This window comes from Lysobacter yananisis, from assembly GCF_031199375.1.
Taxonomy (GTDB): domain Bacteria; phylum Pseudomonadota; class Gammaproteobacteria; order Xanthomonadales; family Xanthomonadaceae; genus Lysobacter; species Lysobacter yananisis.
In genome coordinates, this window is the sequence record NZ_CP133568.1 from 156,736 (window position 1) to 183,114 (window position 26,379).

Genomic DNA, 26,379 nt, shown 5'->3' on the forward strand with positions numbered 1-26,379 from the left:
CCGCGGCCCGATGCGGCCGCGCGCGGCGGGGAGCGCGAGACGCCCGGCCGCGCGCCGGTCAGGCCTGGCCGGCCTCTTCCGGGGTCAGGGTCTTCAGCGCCAGGGCGTGGATCTCGCCGCCCATGCGCTCGCCCAGGGTCGCGTAGACCAGGCGATGGCGGGCCAGCGGCAGCTTGCCGCGGAAGGCCTCGGCGACCACGGTGGCTTCGAAATGCACGCCGTCGTCGCCGCGCACCTGCGCTTGCGCGCCCGGCAGGCCTTGTTCGATCAGGGAGCGGATGGTGTCGGCGTTCACGGCGGGACCTCTGGCGGGAGCTGGAATTGTCGGGGACTGGGCGGACGCCGCCCGGCCGGCGGGCCGCCGGCGACGCGCCGGGGGCGCAAGCCGGGCCCGGCCGCAGCCGCAGGCCGGCTGAATGTGGGGAGCCCGGCAACCCGGGATGTGCCTGCGGAACCGGCGCGGGGCCGGCGAACCGCTTAGAATTGGCGGCTTAGCCTAGCGGAAAGCCCCCGCTACCGGAATGCCGGTGGCCGCAACGGCCGATTCCATCGACCGCGTCCGAGCGCGGACACGGTCGAGCGTTTCCGCCTTCGCCGCCGCCGTCCGCCCCCGACGTTCCCAGGATCGCCCCGCCCCATGACCCAGCCCGCCCCCGCCCGCGACCCGCGCACCACGATCCCCGCCGGCTCCGAGGCCGGGCTGGCCGACAGCGGCCGGCGCGTGTTCGCGATCGAGGCCCAGGCGCTGGCCGCGGTGGCCGCGCGCATCGACGGCGACTTCACCGCCGCGTGCAAGCGCATCCTCGCCGCCAGCGGCCGGGTGGTCTGCACCGGCATGGGCAAGTCCGGCCACATCGCGCGCAAGATCGCCGCGACCCTGGCCTCGACCGGCACCCCGGCCTTCTACGTCCACCCCGGCGAAGCCGGCCACGGCGACCTGGGCATGATCACCGACGCCGACGTGGTCCTGGCCCTGTCCTACTCCGGCGAGAGCGACGAAGTGCTGATGCTGCTGCCGGTGCTCAAGCGCCAGGGCAACACGGTGATCGCGATGACCGGCCGGCCGCAGTCGACCCTGGCGCGCGAATCCGACGTGCACCTGGACGTCAGCGTGCCGGCCGAGGCCTGCCCGCTCGACCTGGCGCCGACCTCCAGCACCACCGCCTCGCTGGCGATGGGCGATGCGCTGGCGGTGGCGCTGCTGGAAGCGCGCGGCTTCACCGCCGACGACTTCGCCCGCTCGCACCCGGCCGGCGCGCTCGGCCGCCGCCTGCTGCTGCACATCACCGACATCATGCACGCCGGCGACGACGTGCCGCGGGTCGGCGCCGACGCCAGCGTCAGCCAGGCGCTGGTGGAGATGAGCCACAAGCGCCTGGGCATGACCGCGGTGGTCGACGACGACGGCCGCCTGATCGGCCTGTACACCGACGGCGACCTGCGCCGCACCCTCGACGACCGCGGCGTCGACCTGCGCTCGACCCGGATCGCCGAGGTCATGACCCGCGCGCCCAAGACCATCGGCGCCGACGCGCTCGCGGTCGAAGCCGCGCAGCTCATGGAAACGCACAAGATCAGCGGCCTGCTGGTCGTGGATACTGAACGCCGCGTGGTCGGTGCCTTGAACATTCACGACCTGTTGCGAGCGCGGGTGGTTTAAGGCGAGGACCGAGCGCAGAGGAGCGAGGAGTGAGCGGGTTTGATCGCTGCCGTCGATTCCCCGCTTCCGCCAAGACCTTCGACTCCACGACCGCCTCGCCACCCGCATCCCTCTCACTCCTCACTCCTCTTCGCTCACTCCTCGCTCCATGCCCTACAGCCATCTCAACGACTACCCCGCCGACATCCGCGAGCGCGCCGCGCGCATCCGCCTGGCCTGCTTCGACGTCGACGGCACGCTGACCGACGGGCGGCTGACCTACGACGAGGGCGGGCGCGAGTACAAGAGCTTCCACGTCCAGGACGGCCAGGGCCTGGCGCTGCTGCGCAAGCACGGCATCGCGGTGCATTTCGTCACCGCGCGCGGCGGCGCGATCGCCGCGCACCGCGCCGCCGAGCTGGGCGCGAGTTCGCACGGCGACATCAAGGACAAGCTGGTGTGCGTCAAGCAAATCGCCGAAAGCCTGTCGCTGACGCTGGAACAGGTCTGCTTCATGGGCGACGACCTCGCCGACCTGCGCATCCTGCCGCACGTCGGCCTGGCGGTGGCGCCGGCCAACGCGCACCCGTGGGTGCGCGAGCGCGTGCACTGGCGCACCCACGCGCGCGGCGGCGAAGGCGCGGCGCGCGAGCTGTGCGACCTGCTGCTGGGCGCGCAGGGCCACGCCGACGCGATCCTCGCCGGAGCCCTGGGATGAACTGGCGCCTGCTCTCGACCCTGGTCCTGCTCGCCGCCGCCGCGCTCACCGGCTGGGCGTGGTGGTCGCAACGCGACAAGCCCGCCGCGGCCAAGGCGGCGTCGCGCCCGGATTACGTGCTGACCGACTTCGACGTGGTCGTGCTCAATAAGGAAGGCCGCGAATCCTTCACCCTGCGCGCGCCGAAGCTGACCCGCGATCCCAGCGACAAGACCATGGACATCGCCACCCCGCTGTTCCTGATCCCGGCCAAGCCCGGCAGCAACGGCGGCCCGTGGGAAGTGCGCTCGCAGCGCGGCTGGGTCAACGCAGAGGGCGACGAAGTGCGCCTGCGCGGGCAGGTCAAGGCCGACAGCACCAACGCCGCCGGCAAGCCGATCAACATCGCGACCGAGGAACTGAACGTCTTCCCGGACGCCAACAAGGCGACCTCGGACGTCGCGGTCAACATGACCCAGCCGGGCACTATACTGACCGGTCTGGGTCTGGACGCCGACCTCGAAACCAAGAACATCATCCTCAAATCCAACGTCAAGGCGCGCTATGAAGCGAAAGCCCGCTAACCTGCCGGCCCTGTGCCTGGCCGCCCTGTTGCTGGTGCCGGCCGCGAGCGCGTACGCGCGCTCCTCCGACCGCAACCAGCCGATGAACGTGGACGCCGACCGCAGCGACTGCTCGGTCGCCAGCGACACCGGCCCCTGCGTGCTCACCGGCAACGTGGTGATCGTGCAAGGCACGCTGCAGATCAAGTCCGCCAAGGCCGACATCAAGCGCGCCAACGGCGACATCAGCTACGTCACCCTGACCGGCTCGCAGGTCACCTTGAAGCAGGAGCTCGACGACGGCTCGCCGTTCAACGGCCGCGCCAACAAGGTCGACTACGACATGCCCAAGGACATCGTGATCCTCACCGGCAACGCCTTCGTCGACAAGGCCGGCGACACGATCAAGAGCGAGCGCATCGTCTACAACATGAAGACCGGCCAGGTCGAGAGCGGCGGCACCGGCAGCCGCGTGTCGATGCAGCTGCAGCCCAAGAACAAGGACGCCTCGGCTTCGCCGCCGCCGGCGTCCAAGCCCGCGCCCGCACCGGCCAAGCCGGCGCCGGCCAAGCCCGCACCGGCCAAGAAGGGAGGCGGCTGATGCTGGTCGCCCAGGGCCTGCGCAAGGCGTACCGCCAGCGCGAGGTGGTGCGCGATTTCGGCCTCACCCTCGACGCCGGCGAAGTGGTCGGCCTGCTCGGCCCCAACGGCGCCGGCAAGACCACCTGCTTCTACATGATCGTCGGCCTGGTGCCGGCCGACGCCGGCACGATCGTGCTCGACGGCAAGGACATCACCTCCGAGCCGATGTACGCGCGCGCCAAGTACGGCGTGGGCTACCTGCCGCAGGAACCCTCGGTGTTCCGCAAGCTCAGCGTCGCCGACAACCTGCGCCTGGTGCTGGAACTGCGCGAGGACCTGGACAAGGCCGGGATCGAGCGCGAGCAGGCCAGCCTGATGGAAGAACTGCAGATCACCCACGTCGCCGACCAGCTCGGCGCCAGCCTGTCCGGCGGCGAGCGCCGGCGCGTGGAGATCGCCCGCGCCCTGGCCGCGCGGCCGCGGCTGATGCTGCTGGACGAACCCTTCGCCGGCGTCGATCCGATTTCGGTCGGCGAGATCCAGCGAATCGTGCGCCATCTCAAGAATCGCGGCATCGGGGTGCTGATCACCGACCACAACGTGCGCGAAACCTTGGGCATTTGCGACCGTGCGTATATCCTGAACGACGGCGGCGTGCTCGCGCAGGGGGCTCCGGACGCGCTGCTGGCCAATCCCGATGTCCGTCGCGTGTACCTGGGCGACTCCTTCCGTCTGTGACCTCTGCGGTTGCCGGGCGTGAGGCGACGCCCGCGATGCGCGACCCGGCTGCCTGCGCCGTGCGGGCGGCCGTCCCAACCGGTCGCGTCATCCATCGAACATGAAGCCCCGCCTCCAAGCCTCCCTCGGACAACAGTTGGTGATGACGCCGCAATTGCGGCAGGCGATCCGCCTGCTGCAACTCTCGGCGGTCGAGCTGGAAGCCGAATTGGCGAGCGCGGTGGAAAGCAATCCGCTGCTGGACTGGACCGAGCCGGCCGCGCCCGAGCCCGGCGAACCGGTCCACGCGTCGACCGTCACCTCGTCCTCCAGCACCGAGGGCAGCGCCGGCGGCGAAGGCCCCGGGCCTGAATCCACGCCCGAGCCGGAATGGACCATGGACGACGGCGAGACCTGGTACGAGCGGGTCGGCCCGTCCGACCACGACGACGACTCGTCCGCGGCCGAGCAGGTCGCCGACGCCGAGACCCTGCTCGACCACCTGCTGTGGCAGCTGCACCTGAGCCCGCTGTCACCGCGCGACCGCAGCATCGGCGTGGCGATCATCGAGGCCATCGACGACGACGGCTACCTGCGCGAGCCGCTGCAGGCCATCGCCGATTCGCTGGCGCCGGAGCTGAGCGTCGGCGAGGACGAGGTCATGACCGTGCTGCACCAGGTGCAGCGCTTCGATCCGGTCGGCACCGGCGCGCGCTCGCTGGCCGAATGCCTGGGCCTGCAACTGGGCACGCTGTCCGACGACACCCCCGGCAAGGCGTTGGCGCAGCAGATCGCCTCCGGCCCGCTGGAACGGCTGCCGCGCGTCGGCGTGGCGGGCCTGGCCGCCGAACTCAAGCTCGACCCGGCCCAGGTCGAGACCGCGGTGCAGTTGCTGCGCTCGCTCGATCCGCGCCCCGGCGCGCAGATGGGCGCGATCTCCACCGACACCTATGTCACCCCGGACGTGGTGATCTGGCGCCAGCACGGCCTGTGGCGGGTCGCCCTGTCGGAGGCGATGCGTCCGCGCATCAGCATCCATCGCGGCTACGAAGGCATGATCCGCCACGCCAGCGCCGCCGACGCCAGCTACCTGCGCGGCCACCTGCAGGAAGCGCGCTGGCTGCTCAAGAGCCTGGAAGCGCGCGGCGACACCTTGCTCAAGGTCGCCCGCTGCCTGCTCAAGCAACAGGCCGCGTTCCTGGAATTCGGCGACAGCGCGCTGCGGCCGCTGACCCTGCGCGAGGTCGCCAACGAAATCGGCCTGCACGAATCCACCGTCTCGCGCGCGATCGCGCGCAAGTACGCGCGCACCCCGCGCGGCACCGTGCCGCTGCGCGCGTTCTTCGCCTCCGGCATCGACACCGGCGCCGGCGGCGAGGCCTCCAGCACCGCGATCCAGGCCATGATCCGGCGGCTGATCGAGGCCGAGAACCCGCGCAAGCCGCTGTCCGACGCACGCCTGGCCGAGACCCTCAAGGCCACCGGCGTGCCGGTGGCGCGACGCACTGTGGCCAAGTACCGCGAGGCGATGAGCATCCCGTCGTCGCAGGACCGCGTGCGCATGGGCTGAGCGGTGCCGTCGCGGCCCGTTCCGACGCTTCTCAGCACCCGCCGCGACCGGGCCGCGGCTTATGCCGATTGCGCCCATTGTCATTGCAAAAACTTTACGACGGCGAAAAAACCCCGCCCGATCAAGGCCTTCGCGCGCGCCTAAGACCAAAGCATGAGGCCGGCCCCTTGCGCCCGCGTCCCATCGTGCGATGCTGGACTCCCTGGTCACGGCCAGGGCGTCACCCGGTTCCGTTTCGGTCCGGATGGGCCGGACGGAACTCCGACGTTCAGGTTGGAACGCTCTGAAGTTCTGCATTCATCCGCGACGTGAAGGAGGTCCCCGATGCGTATCGAAACCCACGGCCAGCAGATCGAAGTCACGCCCGCCCTGCGCGACTACGTGGAATCCAAGCTGGCCCGTCTGCAACGCCACTACGACCAGCCTTTCGACGTCCGCACCCAGCTCAGTCTCGACAAGCCCGACCACCGCGCCGAAGCCACCCTCAATCTCGCCGGCCGCACCCTGCATTGCGACGCCGCGGCAGTAGACATGTATGCCGCCATCGACCTGCTCGCCGACAAGCTCGACCGCCTGCTGATGAAGCACAAGAGCAAGCTGGTCGACCACCATCGCGGCGAAAGCCTCGCCCGCAATGGCGAAATCGGCGAAATCGGCTGAGTTCAGGCGTAAACTCCGCGCCAGCCAAGCAACGCAAGCCACACCCAAGCCGTCATGCCGCTTTACGACCTGTTGAGCGCGGAGCGCGTTGCGATCCTCGGAAGCCCCGGCGATCGCAACGCAGTGCTCGAAACCGCCGCCCGCCTGCTGTCCGGCGGCGACCCGCGCACCGCGGCCGCGCTGGACCTGGGCCTGCGCGAACGCGAGCGCCTGGCCAGCACCGCCATCGGCCACGGCGTGGCCATTCCCCACGGCCGCACGCCGCTGCTGGAAACCAGCTGCGGCGCGTTCCTGCGCCTGGCCCAGCCGGTCGACTTCGGCGCCGCCGACGGCGAGCCGGTGGACCTGGTGCTGGCCATGGCCGTGCCCGAGCACCACGTGCAGCAGCACCTGCAACTGCTGGCCGAACTGGCCGAGCGCTTCGCCGACCCGGACTTCCGCGACTGCCTGCGCAGCGCGCCGGATGCGGCCGAACTGAGCCATCGCCTGCTCGACTGCTGTCGCCGCAGCGCCGCCTGAGCGGCCGCAACCCGGTCATCGCGAAACCCGGGGACGGAACATCCGGGATTCGCCGTTCGCGCCGCTTCGCACGCGGCACCGCGCCGCACGAGACCCGCGGCCTCGAAGCCCCGGCCATCGCGAATCCCGTAAACTGGCCGCCATGAGCAAAAGCATCCGCGCAGGCGAACTGTTCGAACAGCAGCGCGAGAAGCTGGCGCTGCGCTGGATCGCGGGCCAGCGCGGCGACGGCCGCCTGGTCGAGGCGGTCAACACGGTCGCGCGCCGGCCGTCGCTGGCCGGCTATCTCAATGCGATCTATCCCAACAAGGTGCAGATCCTCGGCACCGAGGAGCTGACCTGGCTCGACGGCCTGGACTCGCGCCTGCGCTGGGAGACCATCGAGAAGATCATCCAGTACCGGCCGCTGGCGCTGGTCATCAGCAAGGACCAGCCCTGCCCCGAGGACCTGCGCATCGCCGCGGAGGAAAGCGACACTCCGTTGTGGGCGTCGCCGCGCCGCGGCCATGAGCTGCTCAACCATTTGCAATACCATCTGGCGCGTGCGCTGGCGCCGCAGATCACCCTGCACGGCGTGTTCATGGAGATCTACTCGATCGGCGTGCTGATCACCGGCGAATCCGGATCGGGCAAGAGCGAACTGGCGCTGGAGCTGGTCACGCGCGGGCATCGGCTGGTCGCCGACGATGCGCCCGAATTCACCCAGATCGCTCCCGACGTGCTCGACGGCACCTGCCCGGACATGTTGCAGGACCTGCTGGAAGTGCGCGGCCTGGGCGTGCTCAACATCCGCCAGATGTTCGGCGACACCGCGGTCAAGAACAACAAGTACCTGCGCCTGATCGTGCACCTGACCAAGCCGATGAGCGAACCCAAGGCCACCGGCATCGAACGCCTGACCGGCGACACCAGCCTGCGCCGGGTGCTCGACCTCGACGTGCCGATGATCACCCTGCCGGTCATGCCGGGCCGCAACCTCGCGGTGCTGACCGAAGCGGCCACGCGCCTGCACAGCCTGCGCATGAAGGGCCTCGACCCCGCCGCGGCGTTCATCGCCCGGCACAGCAACTTTCTGGAGCGCGGAGAATCGTGAGCGGCGTCGAGTCCAGCCCGGCCGGGGCCCACCACGCGGCCGAGGCGAGCGGTTTCACCCTGGTGATCGTCAGCGGCATGTCCGGCTCGGGCAAGTCGGTGGCGCTGAACACCTTCGAAGACCTGGGTTTCTACTGCGTCGACAACCTGCCGGCCGAGTTGCTGCCGCAGTTCGTGCAGAACGTGATCAAGGCCGAGGACGGCATGCCGACCAAGCTCGCGGTCGGCATCGACGTGCGCAACCGCCACAGCGACCTGGCCAACATCCCCGAGTGGCTGTCGGCGGTCGGCGCGCTCGGCGCCGATCCGCGCCTGGTGTTCTTCGAATCCAGCGACGCGGTGCTGCTCAAGCGCTACGCCGACACCCGCCGGCGCCATCCGCTGAGCCAGTTCGGGCTGGCCCTGGCCGATGCGATCTCGCTGGAGCGGCAGGTGCTCAAGCCGCTGCGCCAGATCGCCGACGCCATCGTCGATACCAGCGAATTCAACATCCACCAATTGCGCCGCCACGTCATCACCGAATTCGGTCTGGGCGTGGAAGCGGGCATGTCGCTGCTGTTCGAATCCTTCGCCTACCGCCGCGGCGTGCCGGCCGACGCCGACTTCGTGTTCGACGCGCGCGCCCTGCCGAACCCGCACTGGAACCCGGCGCTGCGGCCGCTGTCCGGACGCGACGCCGGCGTGCGCGACTATCTGGAGACCCAGGCCGACGTGCAGTTGTACGTCGAGCAGGTCGGCCAGTTCCTCGACACCTGGCTGCCGCGGCTGCAGGGCGACAGCACCCGCAGCTACGCCACCATCGCCTTCGGCTGCACCGGCGGCCGCCACCGCTCGGTGTACCTGGCCGAGCGCATGGCCGAACACGCGCGGCTGCGCGGCTGGAACGAAGTGGCGGTGCATCACCGCGAACTGGACTGAACGCGGGCGGATCGCTGCTTTCGTCGTAGGCGCATTAGCGCGATCGCGACTTGCGTCGCTCCTACAGTCGCTTCGCCTGACTGCGTGCCTCCCTGTAGGTGCGGTGCGAGCCGCGACCGCGAATTCGCAACTACGACGCAGCTTTCGACGTAGGCGCATTGCCGCGGTCGCGACTTGCGTCGCTCCTACAGGCGCTTCGCCAAGCTGCGTGCCTCCCTGTAGGAGCGGCGCGAGCCGCGACCGCGAATGCGCGGCTACGACGTCGCCCACAGCGCAACTTCGTTACCGCATCCATCGCGCATACCCTCGCCGCGAATGAATCGCCGCCGACCGGCGCACGGCGAAAACGCCTGAAAATTACGAAATTTTCCCATCTTTGTGCCGCTGCGCTTGCGCGCGGCGCCCTAATGTCGGATGCACGCCGGAGCTGCGCACCGCGCATTCGATGCGACGGCGTCCCCTCACACGGAGCCGCGACATGTCCCCCATGATCCGCACGCTCGCATCGCGCCGGTGTTCCACGCTGGCGCTGACCCTGGCCGTCGCGCTCGCGCTGCCGGCCGCCTTCGCCCAAAGCCAGACCCCGCCGCGCGCGGCCGACCACGGCGACCACACCGCGCCGATGCAGCGCACCGAGCCGCCGGTCAACGACGTCAGCGGCGCCGACGCGCGCACGCCGCCTCCGCCCAGCGACGCCATCGGTCCGGCCGCGTTCACCGAGCTCGACGCCAACGGCGACCAGAAGATCAGCCGCGACGAGGCCGCGATGGACGCGCGCCTGGCCGCCAACTTCTCCGTCCACGACCTCGACCGCGACGGGTACCTGTCGCTGTCGGAATACCAGGCCGGGCAGAACAAGGGCAGCGGCGACCGCTGACCGCCGCCTCGGCCCGCCGGCCGCCCTCCCCCCAACGCGCTGACCCGGTCAGCAAAGGATCGAGATGAGCAAGCACGACACCCGCACCCTGCGTCCGCGTTCGCTGGCCCTGGCGCTCAGCGCCGCATTCGCCGCCGTCCTGCTGGGCGCCTGCAAGCAGCCCGAGCAGGCGCCGCCGCCGGACCCGGCGGCCGGTCCGGTCGCCCCGGCCGACACCACCCCGCCCGCGGACGCCGGCGCGCCGCCGGCCGATATGCCGCCGCCGGCAGACACCCCGCCCGCCGATGCGCCGCCGGCCGACCCGGCCGCGACCGCGCCGCCGCCGCCGGACGAAGGCCGCAACAAGGGACAGACCGAGACCCCGCCGAAGCAGTAGGCGACGCGAGGTTTCATGGCAAGGGCCGCCTTCGGGCGGCCTTTTTTTGCCGGCGGCGGGCGAGCGAACCGGCGTTCGCAGCCGGCCGGACGGGCGCGCCGCGTCGGGTCGGCACGGACGCTACGGCCGCCCAGCTCCGCCGCGCTTGGCGCTACCCCGCTCCGGACGCGGCCTCATACCCGCTCCGCCGCGGAGATCTTCCCTCGCTGCGCTCATCGCACCGCTGCAGGCCGGCGCCCCGCATCAGCGCAAACCCGCCCATCGCAACCGGCCCATTGCCGGCGCGTTCGCGCCGTTTGGCGCCCACGCCGCCGCGTTCGGCGCGCATCCGGCACGCACCGTCCCGCGCGCCCTCCCCTCCGCGGCCGCGGATCGACCGTTCGGGCGCTTCCGGCCTGTCACCGTGCTCTGTTAAGTTGGAGGCATGTCCGTAGGCGTCCTTCTCATCACCCACACCGGAGTCGGCAGCGCGATGCTGCAGGTCGCCGGCCGTCTGTTGAATCCGCTGCCGCTGCGCGCCGAAGCGTTCGAAGTACCCTTCGACGCCGACCTCGACCAGTTGCTGCCGCAGGCCAGCGCGGCGCTGCGCCGGGTCGACGGCGGCGACGGCGTGCTGCTGCTGACCGACCTGTACGGCGCCTCGCCGAGCAACCTCGCCGCGCGCGTGGCCCGGCTCGGCACGCCGGTGCGGCGGGTCTCGGCGCTGAACCTGCCGATGCTGCTGCGGGTGATGAACTACGCGGAACTGGACCTCGACCGATTGCCCGCGGTCGCCGCGGCCGGCGCCCGCAACGGCGTGCTGCACGACGACGCATGATGCGGCGGCGTCGCCGCGACGCCGCCGTCTCGACAGGAAGCCCCTTGAACGCATGAAGCAAGCCGCAATACATCACTGCCGTCCGCGCACGCTGCGTTTGACCATTGCCTGAGGACCCCGACATGATCGAACGCGAACTCACCGTTTCCAACCGACTGGGCCTGCACGCCCGCGCCACCGCCAAGCTGGTGCAGGTGCTGTCGGCCTTCCGCAGCAACGCCACGCTCACCGCCAAGGGCCGCGAGGTCAACGCCAAGAGCATCATGGGCGTGATGCTGCTCGCCGCCGGCCAGGGCACCCACGTCAAACTGCGCGTCGACGGCGAGGACGAGGCCAACGCGGCCGAGGCCGTAGTCGCCCTGTTCGAACGCCGTTTCGACGAAGACAGCTGAGCCGGAGGCGCGGATGCGGCAGGAATTCCATGGAGTCGGCGCATCGCGGGGCAGCGCGCTGGGGCGCGCCCGGGTACGGCTGCCGCATGCGCTGGAAGTCGCCGAGGAACGCATCGGCCGCGACCAGGTCGAGAGCGAACTGGCGCGGCTGCACGCGGCCATCGACACCGTCCGCGGCGAGATCCACGTCCTGCGCGAGCGCCTGCACGGCGCGCTCGCGCACGAGGTCGGCGAGTTCCTCGACCTGCACACCCTGCTGCTCGACGACCCGGAGCTGCTGCAGGGCCTGGACGCGCTGATCCGCACCGGCCACTACGCCGCCGATTACGCCCTGCGCCTGCAGCGCGACCGCATCGCCTCGGTGTTCGAGGCGATGGACGACGCGTATTTCCGCAGCCGCGTGGACGACATCGACCAGGTCATCGGCCGCATCCACGCCGCCCTGCACCGGCGCGACCACGACACCCAGGGCGTGGCCGGCGAGATCCTGATCGCCGACAACGTCGCCCCGGCCGAACTGGCGCAGCTGCAGACGCAGGGAGTGATGGCGATCGTCACCTCCGCCGGCAGCGCGCTGTCGCACAGCGCGATCCTGGCGCGCAGCCTGCACCTGCCGCTGGTGGTGGGCACCGCGCAGGCGCTGCTGAAGATCAACGACGGCGACGCGGTGGTGGTCGACGGCGGCACCGGCACGGTGATCCTGGAACCCAACGCCGACGACCTGCGCGCGCACCGCGCGCGGGTGCGCGAGCTGGCGCGCGAGCGCAAGCAGCTGCACCGGTTGCGGCGCGAGCCGACCATCACCCTCGACGGCGTCGACATCAAGCTCTACGCCAACGCCGAATCGCGCGAGGACGTGGCCGAGGCGCACGCGCTCGGCGCCGCCGGCGTCGGCCTGTACCGCACCGAGTTCCTGTTCCTGCAGCGCCACGAGCTGCCCGACGAGGACGAACAGTTCCGCGCCTACCGCGACGTGGTGCTGGGCATGACCGGCCGCGTCGTCACCATCCGCACCCTCGACCTGGGCGCGGACAAGGCCGACAAGACCGGCCTGGCCCTGCGCGACGAACCCAATCCGGCGCTGGGCGTGCGCGGCGTGCGCTTGTCGATGGCGCGCGACGGCCTGCTGGAGACCCAGTTGCGCGCGATCCTGCGCGCGTCGGGCTACGGCCCGCTGCGGGTGCTGGTGCCGATGGTCAGCGCGACCGAAGAGATGCGCGCGGTGCGCACCTTGCTCGACAAGGTCGCCGCCGACCTGCGCCGCGAAGGCCACGAGATCGCCGAGCGGGTGCCGCTGGGCGCGATGATCGAGGTGCCGGCCGCGGCGCTGGCGCTGCCGGCGTTCATCGGCGCGGTCGATTTCCTGTCGATCGGCACCAACGACCTGGTCCAGTACCTGCTGGCGGTGGACCGCAACAACGAAGCGCTCGGCGACATGTACACGCCGCTGCATCCGGCGGTGCTGCGGGTGATCCGCGACGTGATCAAGCTGGCCAAGGCGCGCGGCAAGCCGGTGGCGGTGTGCGGCGAGATGGCCGGCGACCCGGCGTTCGCGCCGCTGCTGCTGGCGCTGGGGCTGGAGGAATTCAGCCTGCACCCGGCCACGCTGCTGGAACTGCGCCGGGCGATTCGCGGGCTCAGCCTGGAACGCTTGCGCAAGCGCGCGCCGGCGCTGCTGCGCGCGCGCGACCGCGCCGGCATCGAGGCCTGGCTGCGCGCCTGAGCGCCGGCCGCCCCGCACGCCGGGCGCATGCGGTGGATGGCATCGCCCGTCTTCGGTTCGCATCGCGGCGCGGCGTTCCCGCGCCGACCGCAACTCCCGTCCGCCGCGAGTCACGCCAGCCGCGCCGCCACGCATCGTCACTGGGCTTTGCCAGGGGCGCGGGCGATAATGCCCGCGCTTTCGCTCCCCTCGCCGGCTTCGTGGCCGCGCCCGTCCCCCTGCCAGGAAGTACCGCATGGCCGAAGCCGTCCGCCACGACAAGACCGCACGTCAATTGCGCCTGCTTTCCGATGCGCTCGACAGCGGCCGTCTGGGGCCGGTTCGCCGCCTGGTCAACACCCTGTCCCCCGCCGAGATCGGCAACCTGCTCGAATCGCTGCCGCCGGGCAAGCGCCAGGTGGTGTGGGGCCTGGTCGATCCGGAAGACGACGGCGAGGTGCTGGTCCACGTCGGCGAGGAAGTGCGCGAAAGCCTGCTCGCGGACATGGACACCGACGAGATCGTCGCCGCGGTCGAGGACCTCGACATCGACGATCTGGCCGACCTGGTCGAGGATTTGCCCGATACGGTCATCGACGAAGTGCTCAAGTCGATGGACCGCGAGAACCGCGAGCGCCTGGAGCAGGTGCTGTCCTATCCCGAGGACACCGCCGGCCGCTTGATGAACCCCGACGTGGTGACGGTGCGCGCCGACACCACCATCGACGTGGTCCTGCGCTACCTGCGCCTGCGCGGCGAACTGCCCGAGCACACCGACCACCTGTACGTGGTCAGCCGCCGCCACCAATACCTGGGCCGCATCGCCCTGGCCGCGCTGCTGACCCACGAGCCCGGCACCGCGATCAACAAGCTGATCGACGACGAACAACCGGCGATCGACGTCGGCGAGACCGCCGGCGAAGTCGCGCGCCAGTTCTCCGACCACGACTGGATCAGCGCGCCGGTGGTGGACGACAACAACATCCTGCTCGGCCGCATCACCATCGACGACGTGGTCGACATCATCCGCGAAGAGGCCGAACACCAGGCCTTGAGCGCGGCCGGCCTGGACGAGGACGAAGACCTGTTCAGCCCGGTCCGGCGCGCGTTCCGGCGCCGCCTGATCTGGCTCAGCGTCAACCTGTGCACCGCCTTCCTCGCCGCCAGCGTGGTCGGCCAGTTCGAAGACTCCATCGCCAAGCTGGTCGCGCTGGCCGCGCTGATGCCGATCGTCGCCGGCATGGGCGGCAACGCCGGCACCCAGGTGCTGGCGCTGATGATCCGCGGCCTGGCCCTGGGCCAGATCGGCGCGTCCAACGTCGGCGTGCTGCTGCGCAAGGAACTGTCGGTGGCGCTGATCAACGGCCTCGTGCTCGGCATCGGCCTGGGCCTGATCGTGCTGATCTGGTTCCGCCAGCCGGGCCTGTCGTTCGTGATCGGCAGCGCGCTGACCATCAACCTGCTGACCGCCGCCACCGGCGGCGTGCTGGTGCCGATCACCCTCAAGCGCCTGGGCTTCGACCCGGCCCTGGCCGGCGGCGTGATCCTGACCACGCTGACCGACGTGATGGGGTTCTTGAGCTTCCTGGGGTTGGCAACGTTGATTTTGCTGCGCTGAGCGCCGTCCGCGCGCGGACCGGCGGTGTCGCTGCGCTCACCGCGCGCGGCTACCCTGGCCGCCATGCTGCAACGCGAAGACATCGAGAACGCGGTCGAGCTGCAAACCCGCAGCTACGCACTGCTGCGCTGGCTGGCGCAAGCGGTGCAGCGCGGCGTGATCGGCTTCGATGCCGCCCACGCCTACGCCCGCGATCCGGCCGCGGCTGAAGCCTGGACCCAGCGCCACCGCAGCGAACTGCCGCCCGACGCGCTGCCGCCGCAACACGACACCGCCGGTTTCTTCCGCCTGTTCGTCGGCTATCTCGACGACGGCCATCGGTTGGTGCGCGAGCCGGGCCAGCGCCTGTATTCGCCCGGCGCGCATTGCTTTTGCGAGATGTGCAGCTGGTTCATCAACGGCCCGAGCTTGCGTTCGCGACCGCTGACCGCCGGCGACCAACGCCGCGCCGACCGGCAGATGCGCACGAGTCTCGACGAACTGGCGCTGGACTGCGGCCGCTTGCTCGACGAGGACCAGGTCGGCGCGCTGATGCGCCAACCCGAGCTGCGCGAAGCCGCCGCTTTGTACGCTTACGCCGAAACCCTGTTGCGCCGCCTGCGCGGCGGCGGCTGCGAAACCGGCGTGCCGACCGCGCTGTGGCGTCGCTTCGCCTGGACGGCGCAAGGCGCGCCGAAACGCAAGTTCCGCCTGCACGCCGGTGCGGTCATGGCCGCGCAGGCGCTGTTGGTCGAACGGCTCGACGCGCTGCCGGCGCCGGGCTGAGAATCGCGCGGCCGAATCCCGCGCCGCGCGCTCACCCCTTCAACAACGCCTCCAACACCGCCATCCGCGCCGCCACGCCGTTGGCGACCTGGGTCAGGATCAGCGATTGCGGGCCGTCGGCGACTTCGTCGGTGATCTCCACGCCGCGGTTCATCGGGCCGGGGTGCATCACCACCGCGTCGGGCGCGGCGCGCTTGAGCCGCGCCGCGGTCAGGCCGTAGTCGCGGTGGTAGTCGTCGAGCGAGGCCACCAGGCCTTCTTCCATGCGCTCGCGCTGCAGGCGCAGCATCATCACCGCGTCCACGCCCTCCAGCGCCGCGTCGAGGTCGTGGCCGACGCTGCAGCCGTCCAGGGTGCCGTCGTCGGGCAGCAGCGAGGCCGGGCCGACCGCGCGGATCTCGGCCGCGCCGAGCGCCTTGAGCGCCTGCAGGTCCGAGCGTGCGACGCGCGAGTGCTTGATGTCGCCGACCATCGCCACGCGCAGGCGCGAGAAGTCGCTGCCCTTGGCCTGGCGCAGGGTCAGCATGTCGAGCAGGCCCTGGGTCGGATGCGAGCTGCGGCCGTCGCCGGCGTTGACCAGGCAGGTGCCCGGGCGCGCGTGCGCGGCCAGTCCGGCGACCGCGCCGTCCTCGCGGTGGCGGATGACAAAGCCGCGCACGCCCATCGCCTCGATGTTCTTGAGCGTGTCCAGCGCGGTCTCGCCCTTGCTGGTCGACGAGGTCGAGGCGTCGAAGTTGAGGATGTGCGCGCCGAGCTGCTGCGCGGCCAGCTGGAAGCTCAGGCGGGTGCGCGTGGACGGCTCGAAGAACAGCGTGCACACCGCGATGCCGGCCAGCGCGCGGCTGTCGTAATGGCCCTCGGCGAAGGCCTGGGCGCGGATCAGCAGGGCGTCGAGCGAATCGCGCGAGGCATCGCGCAGGCTGAGCAGGTGGCGCGAGCCGCCGTCGGCGGAAACGTAGGTGGTCATGGGCGGTGCGGGCGTGCGGGGAACGTGCGGGGAAAAAGGGCCGAAGTCGGCGCGGCTCGAGCGGGCGGCGTCGAAGTCAGGAGTGCGGGACCTGGTCAATGTCGGTGGCATCGTCCGGCGCGGCCAGCCAGCGTTCGACGATCACCGCCGCGGCCACCGCGTCCAGCGCCTCGGCGTCGCGCCGGCGCTTGCGGCCTTCGGCGCGGTCGGCGGCGAAGCGGTGCGCGGCCTCGACCGAGCTGGAACGCTCGTCGACCAGCACCACCGGCAGCTTGTAGCGCACGCGCAGCTGGCGGGCGAAGGCGAGCGCGCGTTGGCGCGCGGGCTGGTCGCCGCCGTCCAGGGTCATCGGGTCGCCGACGATCAGGCCGTCGGGGCGCCATTCCTTCTGCAGGCGGTCGATCGCGCCCCAGTCGGGGCTGGCGCCGTGCACGTCGATCACCGCCAGCGCGCGCGCGCCGTGGCCGAACGCGCTGGCCACGGCCACGCCGATGCGGCGCGAACCGACATCGAATCCGAGGACGGTGCCGTCGCGTCGGATCTCGTCGGAGGCGCCTGCGCTCATGCGTGTCCGGCGTAGTCGGCCAGGTGGGCGAAATCCACGCCGATGCGGCCGGCCGCGGCATGCCAGCGCGCGTCCAGCGGCAACTGGAACAGCAGCTCGGCGTCGGCCGGCGCGGTCAGCCAGTCGTTCTCGGTGATCTCGTGTTCGAGCTGGCCCGAGCCCCAACCGGCGCAGCCCAGCGCGACGATGGCGTGGTCGGGGCCTTCGCCCTTGGCCATCGCCTCGAGAATGTCGCGCGAGGTGGTCAGGAACAGGTCGTCGGCGATCGCCAGGGTCGAATCCCAGCGCGTGCCGCCGTCGTGCAGGACGAAGCCGCGCTCGGGGTGGACCGGGCCGCCGGCGAGCACGATCTGCGCGCGCAGGGCATCGTCGCCGCCTTCCACGCCCATCTGCCCGAACACTTCGCCCAGGGTGTACTCCGACGGGCGGTTCACCACGATGCCCATCGCGCCGTCGTCGTCGTGCTGACAGATCAGCGCGACGCTGCGCGAGAAATTGGTATCGGCCAGCGCGGGCAGCGCGATCAGGACCTGATTGGCGAGGGGCGTGGGCATCACGGTCATGGGGCCATTCTAGCCTGCCCGGCCGTTAAGCGGGGTCCACGGGCGGACCGGGGCCGCCAGAACGCGACTTGCGGCCGGTTCGGGACGATGAGGGCGGAAACGGCCCGGGCCTGGATTCGCCGCCCGCGCGCCTCGACAATCCCAGGCCATGCCGCAGCGCGGCGCGCCACGAGGCTTTCCATGTCCGGCTACTGCGACCTCGCCCCCGGCCACCCGGTCCACGGCGACTACCACGACCGCGAGTACGGTTTCCCGCAACGCGAGGAATCCGACCTGTTCGAGCGCCTGATCCTGGAAATCAACCAGGCCGGCCTGAGCTGGGAAACCATCCTGCGCAAACGCGAGGGCTTCCGCCGCGCCTACGGCGGTTTCGACGTGGACACCGTGGCCGCCTACGGCGAAGCCGACCGCCTGCGCCTGCTCGAGGACGCCGGCATCATCCGCAACCGGCTCAAGGTCGACGCGGCCATCCACAACGCCCAGGTCGTGCAGCGCCTGCGCGCCAGCCACGGCGGCTTCGCGCAGTGGCTCGATGCGCACGTGCTGCACGAAGGCGAGCCGCGCGACAAGGCCGGCTGGGTCAAGCTGTTCAAGCAGACCTTCCGCTTCACCGGCGGCGAGATCACCAACGAGTTCCTGATGAGCCTGAGCTACCTGCCCGGAGCGCATCGCGAGAGCTGCCCGGCGTATCGGCGGATCGAGCGGATCGGGCCGTACTGGAAGCGCACGCAGCAGGCCGCGGCCAAGGCGGGCACCAAGCGCACGGCGGCGGGCGTTGCCGCGGCGAATGCGCAACAAGCGCCGGCGGCGAAGTCGGCGAAGAAGCAGGCCGCTACGGTGGGTGTGGCCCCGCCTGCGAAGGCGGTGGCGAAGCGGACTGCGACGAAGGCGAAGAAAGCCGCGCCAGGCAAGGTCCGTCCGCGCTGATCGCTATAGGTCTGCGGGTGCGGGTCTGCGCGGCGGCGATCCGAAGGCTCGGCGGCGCGGCTTCGACGCTCAACTGACAGCACCCCCGATCCGTCGTTCCGGCGAAAGCCGGAATCCATTTTGATCTTGCTTCGCAATGCTTCGGTGAGGCCAACACAACAACAACAGCAAAATGGATTCCGGCTTTCGCCGGAATGACGGGCCGGAGCTTTCGCCGGAATGACGGGCTGGGGCTTTCGCCGGACTGACGAGCCGGGCCCCGATCGCACCGCCCCGATCTCGCCACCCCGACTTCATCGACCGCTCACCCAACCGCTGCATCCTCCCCACGTTCGAGCGCTCCATCCGCGACGCGCCCATCCGCACCAACCCGCACCACCGGCCGCGCCCGAGCGCCGGCCCGAACCGATGCAAAGGACCCGCATGACGCCCGACGCCAACGCCAAATCCGATTCCGTTCCCGCGCCCGCCGCCGAACTCGACCGCAACACCCGCGGCTTCATCGTCGCCGTCGCCCTGCTGCAAGGCCTGCTGCTGTACCTGGCGCGGATCGGCACCGGCTTCGGGCTGGAACTGGAAGTGAGCTGGTACGCGATGGTGCTGTCGGTGCCCACGGCGATGCTGCTGTCGGTGCAGCGCCTGGACGACCGCCGTTTCTGGAGCAACGCCGGCCTGCTCGCCGCCGTCTACCTGCCGCTGTCGCTGTGGGCCGGCTGGAGCGCCACCGGCGCGCCGGACCTGAGCGAGGCCACGGTGCTGGGGCCGTTCGCGGTCAGCCTGGCGATCGGCCTGTTCGTCGCCCTGCCCTACCTGCAATGCCGGCTCAGCCACGGCCGCTGGCGCGCGCCGTATCGCGAACTGTTCGAGCACGGCTGGCAGAACGCGCTGACCCTGATCCTCACCGCCGCCTTCGTCGGCATCTGCTGGGCGGTGCTGGGGCTGTGCGCGGTGCTGTTCAAGCTGATCGGCATCGAATTCTTCGCCGACCTGTTCACCACCCGCAGCTTCGTCCACCTCGCCACCGGCACCATGGTCGGCCTGGGCGTGCTGGTCGGCCGCACCCAACACCGTCCGGTGCAGATCGCGCGGCAGATCCTGTTCGCGATCTTCAAGGGCCTGCTGCCGCTGGTGGCGCTGATCGCGCTGCTGTTCGTCGCCAGCCTGCCGTTCACCGGCCTGGAGGCGCTGTGGAAGACGCGCTCGGCGACCTTGATCCTGATGTGCTTGATCGCGACGGTGGTGCTGTTCGTCAATGCCGTCTACCAGGACGGCGAAGGCGAGCCGCCGTATCCGCGCTGGCTGCGCGGCGTGGTCGACGCGGCGCTGCTGACCCTGCCGGTGTTCGCCGCGCTCGGCCTGTACGCGCTGAGCCTGCGCATCGGCCAGTACGGCTGGACCGGCGAGCGCTTCTGGGCCGCTTTGGCGTCGGTGGCGCTGAGCCTGTACGCGCTGGGTTATGCCGTGGCGACGCTGCGCCGCGGCGGCGGGCAATGGCTGGGCGGATTGCGCCGGGTCAACGTCGCGGTGTCGCTGGTGCTGCTGGCGCTGGTCGCGGCCGCCAATTCCTGGATCCTCGATCCGCATCGCCTCGGCGTGGGCTCGCAGCTCGCGCAACTGGCGCGCGGCAAGGCCGAGCCCGCCAAGTTCGACCTGGGCTACCTGCGCTTCGACAGCGGCCGCCGCGGCTACCAGGCGCTCAATGCGCTGAAGCGCGACCCGCGCTTCGCCGCGACCGCGCCGACTGCGCACGCCAATCTCGAACGCGCGCTCGCCGCGACCACGCGCTGGGAGTACCGCATCGAAAGGCGCGAGGCGCCGAAGACCGACACGCCCGCGCAGGCACTGCAGCGCATCGCCGCGGCCAAGGACGTCGGCGCGATCGATCCCGCCTGGCTCGACGCGGTGGTCAAGCAGACATTGAAGACGCCGGGCTGCCTCGACGACGACGGCGCCTGCGCGCTGGTCGCGCCGGATCTCGATCGCGACGGCCAGCCCGAGTACCTGCTGTGCAACGTGCGCGACTGGGGCAACCGCTGCTACGCCTATGCGCGCGACGCCGACGGCTGGCGCCGCATCGGCGAGAGCTATCTGTCGCAGTCCGCGGACGGCTTCAAGGAGCGGCTGCTCGGCGAGCCGGTGCAGGTGGTGCCGCGGCGCTGGGGCGATGTCCGCATCGGCGCGCAGGGCAAGCTGATGCGCCTGGACCCGGTTACGGACTGCGAAGGCAAGAAGGACTGCGAGCCCTGAACGATCGTGCGCGGGCGCCGTCCGGGCGCTCGCGCGCGGCCGGGCCGCGTCGCGCATGGGCGAGGCTTTGCGGACCAGCAGCATCCGCCGCTCGCGACGCCCGCCTCGCGCGGCGCCGGCGATTCACGGCATCAGCGGCTCACGCCAGTCGGGGCCCGACCCAGCCCCGACACTCACAGCGTCAACGCCACGTCCTTCGCCTGCGCATCCGCGGGCGGCGCGCCATGGTTCCAGAACGCCTCCACCCACGGCCGCACCAGATCGAGCTGGGTCGAAGCGCCGCGCACCGTGCCGAAGCGGCGCAGGTTGTCGGACTGCAGCGCGAGCATGCGCGCGTCCTGGTCGTTGACCCGCTTGAGCAGCGGCCACACCAGCGCGCGCACCAGCCACGCCGGCGCCCAGCGGTTTTCGACGTGCAGGCTCGCGAACACCGAGGTCGTCGCCGCGTCGACCGGCGCGAAGTGCAGGCTGATGCGGACGATGCCACCGTTGGCGTAGCGGTATTCGATCTGCGCGCTGCCGGGCGCATCGAACAGTGCGCGCTCGCTTTCGCGCGGCGATTCGAACAATCGGTACAGCAGGCCCGATTGCTGGGCCTGGCCGAGGTAATCGACCGCGAACCCCTGCGGCGACGGCACGAAGCGCGCGGTCGCCGGCCGGCGTGCGCCGCCGCGCCGGACCAGGCCCGGATGGATCCAATGCGTGTGCAGCGGATCGAGGAAGTTCTCGATCGCATCGACGATGTGCGCGCGCCACTGCGTCTGCCACAGGAAGCGACGCGAGCCGGGCGGATTGCGCCGGACCATCGCCGGCAATTCGCCCTCGTCGCGGCCGTCGGGCCGCAGCCAGATCAGGCCGTCGTGCTCGCGCACCGCCGCGGCGCGCACGCGCACCTGCGGCAGCGCCGCGTCGGCCGGCATCCCGGGAATCTCGCACAGCCGGCCTTGCGCGTCGAAACGCCAGCCGTGGTACGGGCACGACAGTCCGCCATCGCTACAGCGTCCCTGCGACAGCGGCGCATGCCGGTGCGGACAGCGGTCCTCCAGCGCGAACGCGCGGCCGGCGCCGTCGCGGGCCAGCGCGTACGGCCGTTCGAGCACGGTCGCCGCCACCGGCGCGGCGCGCAGGCGCTCGCCGCACAACACCGGAAACCAGCGCGCGGCGTGCGACGGGTGCCAGCCGCCCGCGCGCACCGCATCCCGCATCGCGCGGGCTTCGGCTGGAACGTCGCGGTCGTCGGGCGTCATAGTTCGAATCTTCGCATGATCGGCACCCCGGCCCGGCGGGTCAGCGCCGACAGCCAGCCCAGCGCGCGCTGCGTGCGCGCCGGCAGGTGGCGGGCGTAGACCGCGCTGTACTCGATGCTCGGCTGGCCGCCGCGCAGGCGCTTGAAGCCGGCCGCGCCGGCGCTGAAGTTGATCGCATCGCCACTGGCGATGGCGCGTTCGAACGTGGTCGCGGTCAGCAGCCGGTACAGGCCCAGCCGCTGCGGCTGGTCGGTGTCGTAACCGACGATCGGCGTGGTCAGCGTGCGGCCCTGGCGGAACACCCCGGCGATGCACATCAGTTGCCCGGCCTCGTCGCGGAAGCCGTCCAGTTGCAACAGCCCGGCGCGGTGCCAGCTGCGCACGAAGGCCTCGGTGTAGCGCGGATTGCAGCGCGAATAGCGATCCATGTACAGCCGCGCGTACAGCCAGGCGATGCGCGCGTAGTCGGCGCCGCCGATGTCGCCATCGCCGGCGCGGTGCGGCTGCTTGCGCGCCAGACGCAGATCGATCTGCAGGTTGTGGCGGCGCTGCGCCAGCGCGGCGACGTCGCGGAACAAATACACCTGCCGGCTCGGGATCAGCAGGAAGCCCAGGCGCTCGCATTCCTCCAACCAGTCGGCGTGATCGTCGCGATTGAGCGAGCGCAGCCACACCGCATGCCCGGGCCAGCGCTGCAGCGCGCCCTGCAGCAGGCGCTGCGCGCAACCGATCCGCCAGCGCGGATACAGATTGGTCGACAGCCACCAGTTGTTGATCGCCACCGCGCGGTCGATGCGCGCGCCGCGCAGCCAGCGGTCGAGGCCGCGGCCGGCGGCGCGGATCGGCGCGCCCAGCAGCGTCGGCGCGTAGCGCAGCGCTTCTTCGGTGGCGTAAGCGCCGTAGGTGGTGCGCGGCGAACAGACCCAGGCGTTGTCCTGCGCCTCGCCGTCGTCGATGCTGACCGGATAGCTGCGCTCGCCGTCGTCGATCAACTCCGCGTGGGTATCGAGATTGGCGACCAGTGCGCGCGAATCGGCGCCGACGTGGATGCGCGCGAAGGCGTGCGCGCGCTGGGAGAACGTTTCGTCGGCGACGCGCGCGGCGGCGTTCACAGGTCCGGCAACTCCTCGCCGTCCCATTCGATGTCGCGCGTGGCCGCCTCGCGCAGACCGCCGCCGCGGCGCAGCGCGCTGGCGGCGTAGGCGCCCAGGTCGGCCAGCCCGCCCAATGGCGGCAGGCGGTCGCCGGGTACCGACAGCACGTCGTCGGCGCGGCGCCAGTCGCGCAGCCACGCGCGCGCGCGGCCCTGCGCCAACGCCTGCGCCAGTCCCGCGCCGAGCATCACCGGCGCCAGCATGCGCGGCCGCGCCGGGCGCGCATCGACGCAGGCGATGTCCGCGCCGAGCAACGCCGCCGGCAGGTCGTCGCCGACGCCGAACAGATGCACGCCGCTGGTCGCGCGCGGGTTGCATTCCAGCACCGTCGCGCTGCCGTCGTCGCCGACGATCCAGTCGAACGAGATCTGTCCGGTGTAGCCGATCTTGGCGACGAAGCGTTCGACGAAACCGCGGATCGTCGCGTTCGGCGCGGGCTCGAAATAAAAACTGGAACTGCGGCTGAGCCGGTACGCCGGGCGGTAAACCGAATGCGCGAGCAACCGGCCGCGGTCGGCGACGCTGTAGGAACACAGCTCGGTGCCGACGTGAAAACGCTGCGCGACCCACGCCTGCGCCAGCGGCAGCGGCGCCGCATCGGCCGGCATGCCTTGCGGATACAGGCGCACATGCACGCCGAAACGCGAATACTCGGGCTTGAGCACCAACGGCCGGCCCGCAGCCCAGGCGCGCGCCTGCTCGAGATCGCTTACCTCGGCGCTGTCGGGCACGTTCGCGCCGCAACCGCGCGCCAGTTCGAGGAAACGCAGCTTGCTGTGCAGCTCGCGCAGCTTGTCGAACTCGTCCACCAGCACGCGCACGCCGGCCGGCAGCGCGCCGCGATAGCGCGACAGCCAGAATGCCTCCTCGCAGGTCGGCACGACCAGATCGATGCGGCGCTGCGCGACGATGCGGGCGAGGTCGGCCGCGAAGCGCGCCGCGTCGAAGCGCGGGCCGGCGATCGGCTCGCTCGCGCACACCGCGTTCGACCAGCCCGACAGGCGACAGGACACGCTGTCGGCCACCATCGCAGTCGCGCGCCCGTCGCGGCGGAAGCGGCGGGCGATTTCGAGGGCGGCGGGCGCGCGGGCGCCGAGAACGAGGACGTTGGGCATGGCAGCGCGACGGAGTGGACGGGCGGACACGACGCGCGCAACAGCGGCGAAACGACCGGACGGCCGGCAAGCATCGAAGCATGTGACCGTGTTGGCAAGTCTTGCGACGGCTTGCGTTGCACGGCCGCGTACGCCGCCACCGTATCTTGCGAGCGGCCGCGTTCAAGAACCGCAACGGCGAACGCCGGATCGCCGCCCGTCGCCGCAGACGCCCGCGCCGGCTACCGCCAGCGGCGATAGTTAGTCTTCGAAACCAAGGACTTAACCAGCGCCCGCAGCTGCCGCACCGGCCATGCTGGGGTCCGCCCCAGGTACTCCCGCGCCGCGCCGGCTTGCTAGGGTCGGACCGCTGAAAACGCTTTCCCTGCGCGCCGGCACGGCCGGACGCCCACCAGGAGGGTTTTCCCATGGCCGACGCAAGCTCGGGAGTCTCCGGCTCCGACTCTTCCCAGAACGCCCAGAACGCCGCCGACCGCGCCGCCGAAACCGCCGCGGCGCAACAGGCCGCAGCCGATAAAGCCGCCACCGAAGCCGCGGCCGCCGCCGCGCTGAATTCCGTGCAGGCAGCGCCGGTCGACCTCAGCATCTCGCCCGCGGCGATCTCGCAACTCAGCGCCATGACCGTGGACACGGTGCCCAGCCTGTCCTCGCTGCAGACGCTGGGCGGCGTGCCCACCGCCGCGACCTACGCCGACATCGCCCAGGCGACCGCCACCCCGACCACGCCGGCGGTCACCGAATACAACGCCTGGTCGGCGAGCTTCAGCATCACCCCGAACGACCCGGCCACGGTGGAAACCGCGCCGCTCAGCGCCGTCTCGATCAACGTCGGGTTGAATCACGTCGGCGACATCAACGCCAACCTCGAAGCGCGCATGGGCATCGCCCCGGCGCAGGTCACCTTCGCCGGCGCCGTGAGCTATACCAACGGCGTCACTACCTACGGCCTGAGCGGCGTAGCCGGCCCGTTCGGCGGCATCGCCGACCCGAACTACGGGATCACCGCCACCACTGCGGCCGAGCTGGATTTCGGCAAGCTCGGTCTCAGCCTCAACGTCAACGCGAACACCGACGGATTCACCAATGGCAGTTTCAACGCCAACTACAGCACACCACTGTCCGAGAACTGGACCGGTTCGGCCGCCATCAGCGTCAGCGCAGATCGAAACGGACCGACTGCCGTCGACGGCACCATCGGCGCCCATTACAACTCCGGCGGCGCTTCGCTCGGGGTGACCGGGAGCGGGCGGGTGGATACGCGGACCGGCGATGTCAGCGGTGGGGCGAAATTCAATCTGGGGATCAAGTTTTGAGTTTGCTCGCCATCGCGGCAAACCGAATCAATCGATATGTCTGTCGTTACGATGACTGGAACGCGGATCTGATCCACTCGATGAAACGGTGCAGGTGCGCTGTCCTGCCTGTGAAGCATCCGCCTCAGTCCTTACATTTGTCGGACGACGGCATCTCGGATACATCAGCCACTACGAAGCGAGAAATGTCGCCGGGGCGATGCTTCTCTACCCAGGCCTTGGCAGCATCCACGTCGGGACGAAAAACCCAGCGGAAATCCCTCCATTTCCCCGGGCCGCCCTGAGCGCTTCCGGCATGGAGATAAAGATCCGTGACGTAAACGATCTGCCCGGGCTCGACCCGAAAAACCGGGATGGTCCGATCCCTGCAGAAACGCAGTTCGTAGCTGGCCCCTTGCACCAGGTTGCCTGTGGCGTACCACGCGACCGACGACAGGCCGATGGTTTCCTCGCCCTTCGATACGCCCAGAAAGTAGCCGTCCACCGGCTGCGAGTTCATGCGCGCGGGGATGAAGCCGTGGAAATCGAAAGCCCCGCCCTTCATCTTTCCAGGAAAAGCATAGATCGCGACATTTTCGACATTCGCATGCGCGCCGATCAACAACAACGAATTCTTGCTCCAATCGATGCGATCCAGGTTCGGCGCCTGTGTGCCGCCGGACAGCCCTATCGCCATGATCGATGCCAGCAGCCTCACGCGTCCCTCCTTAGCCGTTGCAAACCGACGAGCCGGTACACAAAAACGCCAGCTTTCGCTGGCGTCTTCGGAAAATCAGC

27 protein-coding genes and 1 pseudogene are annotated in these 26,379 nt (G+C 70.6%); 20 read left to right on the top strand and 8 right to left on the bottom strand.

The genetic code is table 11. The annotated features are described in order from the left end of the window. Positions 1-58: 58 nt before the first annotated feature. The gene (locus tag RDV84_RS00760) at positions 59-295 is read right to left on the bottom strand and encodes a BolA family protein (protein WP_057946592.1); all 237 of its coding nucleotides are present in this window, start codon (positions 293-295) and stop codon (positions 59-61) included. A gap of 342 nt (positions 296-637) precedes the next feature. Here RDV84_RS00760 and RDV84_RS00765 point away from each other — a divergent pair, with 342 nt between their 5' ends. The 17 genes from RDV84_RS00765 to RDV84_RS00845 all read left to right on the top strand — a co-directional run bounded on the left by RDV84_RS00765 (position 638) and on the right by RDV84_RS00845 (position 15,504). After that, positions 638-1,660: a KpsF/GutQ family sugar-phosphate isomerase gene (locus RDV84_RS00765; protein ID WP_057946591.1), complete on the top strand. Its 1,023-nt coding sequence runs from the start codon at positions 638-640 to the stop codon at positions 1,658-1,660. 148 nt (positions 1,661-1,808) lie between these two features. Continuing rightward, positions 1,809-2,357: a KdsC family phosphatase gene (locus tag RDV84_RS00770; protein ID WP_078997847.1), complete on the top strand. Its 549-nt coding sequence runs from the start codon at positions 1,809-1,811 to the stop codon at positions 2,355-2,357. Next, positions 2,354-2,920: an LPS export ABC transporter periplasmic protein LptC gene (gene lptC, locus RDV84_RS00775; RefSeq protein ID WP_057946589.1), complete on the top strand. Its 567-nt coding sequence runs from the start codon at positions 2,354-2,356 to the stop codon at positions 2,918-2,920. The genes RDV84_RS00770 and lptC overlap by 4 nt, the downstream gene beginning before the upstream one ends. Beyond that, on the top strand, positions 2,901-3,500 hold the full coding sequence (lptA, locus tag RDV84_RS00780; RefSeq protein ID WP_309152163.1) for a lipopolysaccharide transport periplasmic protein LptA: 600 nt from the start codon (positions 2,901-2,903) through the stop codon (positions 3,498-3,500). Before lptC ends, lptA begins: the two co-directional genes overlap by 20 nt. Further along, positions 3,500-4,219, top strand: a complete 720-nt coding sequence (gene lptB, locus RDV84_RS00785; RefSeq protein WP_057946587.1) for an LPS export ABC transporter ATP-binding protein — start codon at positions 3,500-3,502, stop codon at positions 4,217-4,219. The genes lptA and lptB overlap by 1 nt, the downstream gene beginning before the upstream one ends. Positions 4,220-4,319: 100 nt before the next feature. Then, on the top strand, positions 4,320-5,768 hold the full coding sequence (locus RDV84_RS00790) for an RNA polymerase factor sigma-54 (protein WP_309152164.1): 1,449 nt from the start codon (positions 4,320-4,322) through the stop codon (positions 5,766-5,768). Between the two features lie 324 nt (positions 5,769-6,092). Next, positions 6,093-6,428 carry a ribosome hibernation-promoting factor, HPF/YfiA family gene (gene hpf, locus RDV84_RS00795; protein WP_057946585.1) on the top strand — a complete coding sequence of 112 codons (336 nt, stop codon included), beginning with the start codon at positions 6,093-6,095 and terminating at the stop codon, positions 6,426-6,428. A gap of 54 nt (positions 6,429-6,482) precedes the next feature. After that, entirely contained in the window at positions 6,483-6,947 is a 465-nt protein-coding gene (locus RDV84_RS00800; protein WP_057946584.1) for a PTS sugar transporter subunit IIA, read from the top strand. A gap of 142 nt (positions 6,948-7,089) precedes the next feature. Further along, positions 7,090-8,040, top strand: coding sequence for an HPr(Ser) kinase/phosphatase (gene hprK / locus RDV84_RS00805; RefSeq protein WP_057946583.1), 951 nt, complete (start codon positions 7,090-7,092; stop codon positions 8,038-8,040). A 62-nt stretch (positions 8,041-8,102) separates the two neighbouring features. Next, complete coding sequence (gene rapZ / locus RDV84_RS00810; protein WP_078997866.1) at positions 8,103-8,957, top strand: RNase adapter RapZ; 855 nt, start codon at positions 8,103-8,105, stop codon at positions 8,955-8,957. Positions 8,958-9,435: 478 nt separating this feature from the next. After that, on the top strand, positions 9,436-9,834 hold the full coding sequence (locus RDV84_RS00815) for an EF-hand domain-containing protein (RefSeq protein WP_078997844.1): 399 nt from the start codon (positions 9,436-9,438) through the stop codon (positions 9,832-9,834). A 64-nt stretch (positions 9,835-9,898) separates the two neighbouring features. Continuing rightward, positions 9,899-10,210 carry a hypothetical protein gene (locus tag RDV84_RS00820; RefSeq protein WP_309152165.1) on the top strand — a complete coding sequence of 104 codons (312 nt, stop codon included), beginning with the start codon at positions 9,899-9,901 and terminating at the stop codon, positions 10,208-10,210. A 424-nt stretch (positions 10,211-10,634) separates the two neighbouring features. After that, positions 10,635-11,027 carry a PTS sugar transporter subunit IIA gene (locus RDV84_RS00825; protein ID WP_309152166.1) on the top strand — a complete coding sequence of 131 codons (393 nt, stop codon included), beginning with the start codon at positions 10,635-10,637 and terminating at the stop codon, positions 11,025-11,027. A 122-nt stretch (positions 11,028-11,149) separates the two neighbouring features. Further along, entirely contained in the window at positions 11,150-11,419 is a 270-nt protein-coding gene (locus RDV84_RS00830) for an HPr family phosphocarrier protein (protein WP_057946579.1), read from the top strand. 13 nt (positions 11,420-11,432) lie between these two features. Beyond that, positions 11,433-13,142, top strand: coding sequence for a phosphoenolpyruvate--protein phosphotransferase (ptsP, locus tag RDV84_RS00835; RefSeq protein ID WP_057946578.1), 1,710 nt, complete (start codon positions 11,433-11,435; stop codon positions 13,140-13,142). Between the two features lie 235 nt (positions 13,143-13,377). Beyond that, a complete protein-coding gene (mgtE, locus tag RDV84_RS00840) occupies positions 13,378-14,739 on the top strand; it encodes a magnesium transporter (protein WP_057946577.1) in 1,362 nt (453 codons plus the stop codon). A 24-nt stretch (positions 14,740-14,763) separates the two neighbouring features. Beyond that, positions 14,764-15,504, top strand: a complete 741-nt coding sequence (locus tag RDV84_RS00845) for a hypothetical protein (protein ID WP_139381983.1) — start codon at positions 14,764-14,766, stop codon at positions 15,502-15,504. Positions 15,505-15,535: 31 nt separating this feature from the next. Here RDV84_RS00845 and RDV84_RS00850 read toward each other — a convergent pair whose 3' ends face one another. From RDV84_RS00850 to RDV84_RS00860, 3 genes are all read right to left on the bottom strand, one after another. After that, positions 15,536-16,471, bottom strand: coding sequence for an aspartate carbamoyltransferase catalytic subunit (locus tag RDV84_RS00850; protein ID WP_057946574.1), 936 nt, complete (start codon positions 16,469-16,471; stop codon positions 15,536-15,538). 76 nt (positions 16,472-16,547) lie between these two features. Beyond that, positions 16,548-17,036, bottom strand: a complete 489-nt coding sequence (gene ruvX, locus RDV84_RS00855) for a Holliday junction resolvase RuvX (protein ID WP_057946573.1) — start codon at positions 17,034-17,036, stop codon at positions 16,548-16,550. Continuing rightward, the gene (locus RDV84_RS00860) at positions 17,033-17,599 is read right to left on the bottom strand and encodes a YqgE/AlgH family protein (RefSeq protein ID WP_309152167.1); all 567 of its coding nucleotides are present in this window, start codon (positions 17,597-17,599) and stop codon (positions 17,033-17,035) included. Before RDV84_RS00860 ends, ruvX begins: the two co-directional genes overlap by 4 nt. Positions 17,600-17,779: 180 nt before the next feature. On the opposite strand from RDV84_RS00860, the pseudogene RDV84_RS00865 reads away from it, so the two are divergent. Together RDV84_RS00865 and RDV84_RS00870 are read left to right on the top strand one after the other, a co-directional pair. Continuing rightward, positions 17,780-18,284 (top strand): annotated as a pseudogene (locus tag RDV84_RS00865) (DNA-3-methyladenine glycosylase I); the annotation flags it as partial. A 665-nt stretch (positions 18,285-18,949) separates the two neighbouring features. Further along, positions 18,950-20,773 (top strand): DUF4153 domain-containing protein, encoded by a 1,824-nt coding sequence (locus RDV84_RS00870; RefSeq protein WP_309152168.1) that lies wholly within the window; start codon positions 18,950-18,952, stop codon positions 20,771-20,773. A gap of 173 nt (positions 20,774-20,946) precedes the next feature. Here RDV84_RS00870 and RDV84_RS00875 read toward each other — a convergent pair whose 3' ends face one another. From RDV84_RS00875 to RDV84_RS00885, 3 genes are read right to left on the bottom strand one after another with little or no spacing between them, the layout of a single operon-like run. Continuing rightward, entirely contained in the window at positions 20,947-22,020 is a 1,074-nt protein-coding gene (locus tag RDV84_RS00875; protein ID WP_309152169.1) for a Rieske 2Fe-2S domain-containing protein, read from the bottom strand. Next, entirely contained in the window at positions 22,017-23,132 is a 1,116-nt protein-coding gene (locus tag RDV84_RS00880; RefSeq protein ID WP_309152170.1) for a hypothetical protein, read from the bottom strand. Before RDV84_RS00880 ends, RDV84_RS00875 begins: the two co-directional genes overlap by 4 nt. Then, the gene (locus RDV84_RS00885) at positions 23,129-24,289 is read right to left on the bottom strand and encodes an ATP-grasp domain-containing protein (protein ID WP_309152171.1); all 1,161 of its coding nucleotides are present in this window, start codon (positions 24,287-24,289) and stop codon (positions 23,129-23,131) included. Before RDV84_RS00885 ends, RDV84_RS00880 begins: the two co-directional genes overlap by 4 nt. 407 nt (positions 24,290-24,696) lie before the next feature. Here RDV84_RS00885 and RDV84_RS00890 point away from each other — a divergent pair, with 407 nt between their 5' ends. Then, on the top strand, positions 24,697-25,602 hold the full coding sequence (locus tag RDV84_RS00890; protein WP_309152172.1) for a hypothetical protein: 906 nt from the start codon (positions 24,697-24,699) through the stop codon (positions 25,600-25,602). Between the two features lie 124 nt (positions 25,603-25,726). On the opposite strand, the gene RDV84_RS00895 is transcribed toward RDV84_RS00890, so the two are convergent. Next, positions 25,727-26,299 (bottom strand): hypothetical protein, encoded by a 573-nt coding sequence (locus RDV84_RS00895; RefSeq protein ID WP_309152173.1) that lies wholly within the window; start codon positions 26,297-26,299, stop codon positions 25,727-25,729. Between the last annotated feature and the right edge of the window lie 80 nt (positions 26,300-26,379).